4 protein-coding genes are annotated in these 3,999 nt (G+C 73.7%); all 4 read right to left on the bottom strand.

All coding sequences use genetic code 11. The features are described 5' to 3' along the window. Positions 1 to 128: 128 nt before the first annotated feature. Positions 129 to 926: a type III pantothenate kinase gene (locus ABT085_RS44700; protein WP_351622497.1), complete on the bottom strand. Its 798-nt coding sequence runs from the start codon at positions 924 to 926 to the stop codon at positions 129 to 131. A 15-nt stretch (positions 927 to 941) separates the two neighbouring features. Then, positions 942 to 1,919 carry a carboxylating nicotinate-nucleotide diphosphorylase gene (gene nadC / locus ABT085_RS44705; protein WP_351622500.1) on the bottom strand — a complete coding sequence of 326 codons (978 nt, stop codon included), beginning with the start codon at positions 1,917 to 1,919 and terminating at the stop codon, positions 942 to 944. 5 nt (positions 1,920 to 1,924) lie between these two features. Next, positions 1,925 to 3,682: an L-aspartate oxidase gene (locus tag ABT085_RS44710; protein ID WP_351622503.1), complete on the bottom strand. Its 1,758-nt coding sequence runs from the start codon at positions 3,680 to 3,682 to the stop codon at positions 1,925 to 1,927. Further along, positions 3,679 to 3,999, bottom strand: a 321-nt coding sequence (locus tag ABT085_RS44715) for a pantoate--beta-alanine ligase (protein WP_351622505.1), incomplete at its 5' end; no start/stop codon positions are given. The genes ABT085_RS44710 and ABT085_RS44715, both read right to left, overlap by 4 nt.

Raw genomic sequence — 3,999 nt, forward strand, 5'->3', positions numbered from 1 at the left:
CAGCACCCCACCCTATGTCTCTCGTTGGTTACTCCTTTTTAGCTGTGTGACCACCCAAGCCGCCCCCCGCCCCGGGGGCCCACCCACCCCCCCCCCCCCCCCGGCTCTGTCGTGTCGCTCGTGCCGCCTCAGAGGCGGGACACGTTCCGTTCGTAGACCATGCGCAGGCCGATGAGGGTCAGCCACGGCTCGTGCTCGTCGATCACGGACGCCTCGCCCAGCACCATCGGCGCCAGCCCGCCGGTGGCGATCACCGTCACCTCCTCCGGGTCGTCCGCCAGCTCCCGGGCCATCCGGCTGACGACGCCGTCGACCTGGCCGGCGAACCCGTACACGATCCCGGCCTGCATCGCCTCGACCGTGTTCTTGCCGATGACGCTGCGCGGCCGGGCGACCTCGATCTTGCGCAGCTGGGCGCCCTTGACGCCCAGCGCCTCGACCGAGATCTCGATCCCGGGCGCGATGACCCCGCCCACGTACTCCCCGCGCGCGCTGACCGCGTCGAACGTCGTCGCCGTGCCGAAGTCGACGACGATCGCCGGACCGCCGTACAGCTCGACGGCCGCCACCGCGTTGATGATGCGGTCGGCGCCGACCTCCTTGGGGTTGTCGGTGAGGATCGGCACGCCGGTCTTCACCCCGGGCTCCACCAGCACCGCGGGCACGTCGCCGTAGTACCGGCGGGTGACCTCGCGCAGCTCGTGCAGCACGGACGGCACGGTCGCGCAGATGGCGATCCCGTCGATGCCGTCGCCCAGCTCCTCCCCCAGGAGCGGGTGCATGCCCATCAGGCCCTGGAGGAGCACCGCGAGTTCGTCCGCGGTGCGACGGGCGTCCGTGGAGATCCGCCAGTGCTCGACGATGTCCTCGCCGTCGAACAGGCCGAGCACCGTGTGCGTGTTGCCTACGTCGATCGTCAGCAGCATGGCCGGCCCCGCTCCCTACTCCGCCGCCCGCAGATCCAGACCGATGTCCAGGATCGGCGAGGAGTGGGTCAGCGCCCCGACCGCCAGGAAGTCCACGCCCGTGTCGGCGTAGGTCTTGGCGTTCGCCAGGGTCAGCCGGCCCGACGCCTCCAGCAGCGCGCGCTCGCGGACGATCCCGGCCGCCTCCGCGCACTGCTCCGGCGTGAAGTTGTCCAGCAGGATCAGGTCGGCGCCCGCCTCCACCACCTCGCGCAGCTGGTGCAGGGTGTCGACCTCGACCTCGACCGGTACGTCGGGGAAGGCCTCGCGCACGGCCGCGAAGGCCTGGGCGACGCCGCCCGCGGCGACCACGTGGTTGTCCTTGACCAGGGCCGCGTCGGACAGCGACATCCGGTGGTTCACGCCGCCGCCGCAGCGCACCGCGAACTTCTCCAGCGAGCGCAGGCCCGGCGTCGTCTTGCGGGTGTCGCGGACCTTCGCCTTGGTGCCCTCCAGCGCGTCCGCCCACGCGCGCGTGGCGGTCGCGATGCCGGACAGCCGGCACAGCAGGTTGAGCGCGCTGCGCTCGGCGGTCAGCAGGTCGCGCGTGCGCGTGGTGACCGACAGGAGCTTCTGCCCGGCCTCGACCCGCTCGCCGTCCTCCACGTGCCGCTCGACCTCGAACTCGTCCGTGCAGACGACCGAGATCACCGCCTCGGCGACCCTGAGCCCGGCCACGACACCGGCCTCGCGCGCGGTGAAGTCGGCGGTGGCCACGGCGTCCTCTGGGATGGTCGCGACCGTCGTCACGTCCACGCCGTTGTCCAGGTCCTCCTGGATGGCGACATTGGCGATGTCCTCGACCTCCAGCGGGTCGAGACCCGCCTCGGTCAGGAGCTGCGCGAGCGCGGGGTCGAGCCCGCACTCCAGGTATTCCTCGCCGGAGTCCGCGCCGCAGGCACAGCCGTCGCCGCAGCCGTCGGACGAGGCGAGGGGAAGGTCGGAGGTACTCACTGCTGTCACTGCTCCTGGGGACGGTGCGTGGCGGTCCCCGCCGCCCCGGCGGGGCCGGCGGCGAAGGGGAGGGTCGGGGGGAAGTCTGCGGTGTCCGTGGTGTGCACGGCCAGTGAGCGGTCCGGATTCAGCCGTACGACGATGTGGCGCCGCCAGGCGCTGTCGTCGCGGTCGGCGTGGTCCTCGCGCCAGTGGCAGCCGCGGGTCTCCTCGCGCTGCCCGGCCGCGGCGACCAGGACGCGGGCCACGCACAGGAGGTTGGTGGCCTCCCAGGTGTCGACGCCGGGCTCGGCGGTCTTGCCGTTCTCGTCGAGGGCGTCGCGGGCCTCGCTGTGCAGCCGCTGGAGCTGTCCGGCGGCCCGGGTGAGGGAGTCGGCGGAGCGCAGCACACCGGCGCCCTCGGTCATGATCCGCTGGATCGCGAACCGGTCCTCGGGGGCGAGCAGCGGGTGGGCCGGCTTCTCGGGCTGCGCGACCGGTGCGGGCACGCGCGCGTGCAGCCCGTCGCGGGCCCGGCCGTTCGTGATGTCGGCGACGATGCGCTCGGCGTAGACCAGGCCCTCCAGCAGGGAGTTGGAGGCGAGCCGGTTGGCGCCGTGCACGCCGGTGCAGGCGACCTCGCCGCAGGCGTACAGGCCCGGCACCGTCGTACGGCCGTGGGAGTCGGTGCGCACCCCGCCGGAGGCGTAGTGGGCGGCCGGGGCGATCGGGATGGGTTCGTGCACCGGGTCGATGCCGTGGGCGCGGCAGGCGGCCAGGATCGTCGGGAAGCGGTGCTCCCACATCTCGGCGCCGAAGTGCCGGGCGTCGAGGAACATGTGCTCGGCGTCCTGCTCCTGCATCCGGCGCATGATGCCCTTGGCGACGATGTCGCGCGGCGCCAGTTCGGCCAGCTCGTGCTGACCCACCATGAAGCGCACGCCGTCGGCGTCGACCAGGTGGGCGCCCTCGCCGCGTACCGCCTCGGAGACCAGCGGCTGCTGGCCCTCGGCGTCGGGGCCCAGGAACAGCACGGTCGGGTGGAACTGCACGAACTCCAGGTCGGAGACCTCCGCGCCGGCCCGCAGGGCGAGCGCCACGCCGTCACCGGTGGACACGGACGGGTTGGTGGTCGCGGAGAACACCTGGCCCATGCCGCCGGTGGCGAGGACCACGGCGGGCGCGTGCACGGCGCCCACGCCGTCGTGCTGGCCCTCGCCCATCACGTGCAGGGTGACGCCCGCCGTGCGGCCGTCGGCGTCTGTCAGCAGGTCCAGCACGAGCGCGTTCTCGATCGCGCGCAGTCCGCGCGCGTGGAGCGCCTCGACCAGCGCCCGGGAGATCTCGGCGCCGGTCGCGTCGCCGCCCGCGTGCGCGATGCGGCGGCGGTGGTGGCCGCCCTCGCGGGTGAGCTCCAGCCTGCCCTCGGCGGACTCGTCGAAGTGGGCGCCGGTCTCGATCAGCCGCCGTACGGCGTCGGGGCCCTCGGTGACGAGGATCCGTACGGCCTCCTCGTCGCACAGGCCCGCGCCCGCGACCAGCGTGTCGTCCAGGTGCTGCTCGGGGGTGTCGCCCTCGCCGAGGGCCGCGGCGATACCGCCCTGCGCCCAGCGGGTGGAGCCGTCGTCGAGCCGTGCCTTGGTGACGACGACCGTCGTCAGGCCCGCGGCCTGGCAGCGCAGCGCCGCGGTCAGGCCGGCCACGCCGGAGCCGACGACCACCACGTCCGCGGAGATGGACCACCCGGGCGCGGGCGCGTGCAGTCGTATGCCTGTGCTGGTCACGAGGCGGCTCCGAAGGTGAGAGGAAGGTTGTCGATCAGCCTGGTGGTGCCGACCCGGGCGGCCACGGCGAGGACGGCCTCGCCGGTGAAGTCGTCGTCGATCTCGGTGAAGTCGGACGGGTCGACCAGCGCGAGGTAGTCCAGTTCGAGCGGCGGGTCCATCCGGGCGGCCTCGTCGAGCACCAGCCGCGCGGCGGCGCGCACGGCCGCCGCGCAGCCGGGCACGGCCTTGGCGACGGCGTGGGTGTCGGCGGCCGCGCGGGACTCCCCGATGGCGCTGAGCGCCTCGGCACGGGCGTGCGTGACGGGGGTCGCTCG

This window comes from Streptomyces sp. NPDC002265 (assembly GCF_040296125.1).
GTDB lineage: Bacteria > Actinomycetota > Actinomycetes > Streptomycetales > Streptomycetaceae > Streptomyces.

What these genes read in the sequence shown, in the direction of transcription:
- ABT085_RS44700 (WP_351622497.1), bottom strand. Translation starts at nt 926, where the DNA reads ATGCTGCTGACGATCGACGTAGGCAACACGCACACGGTGCTCGGCCTG.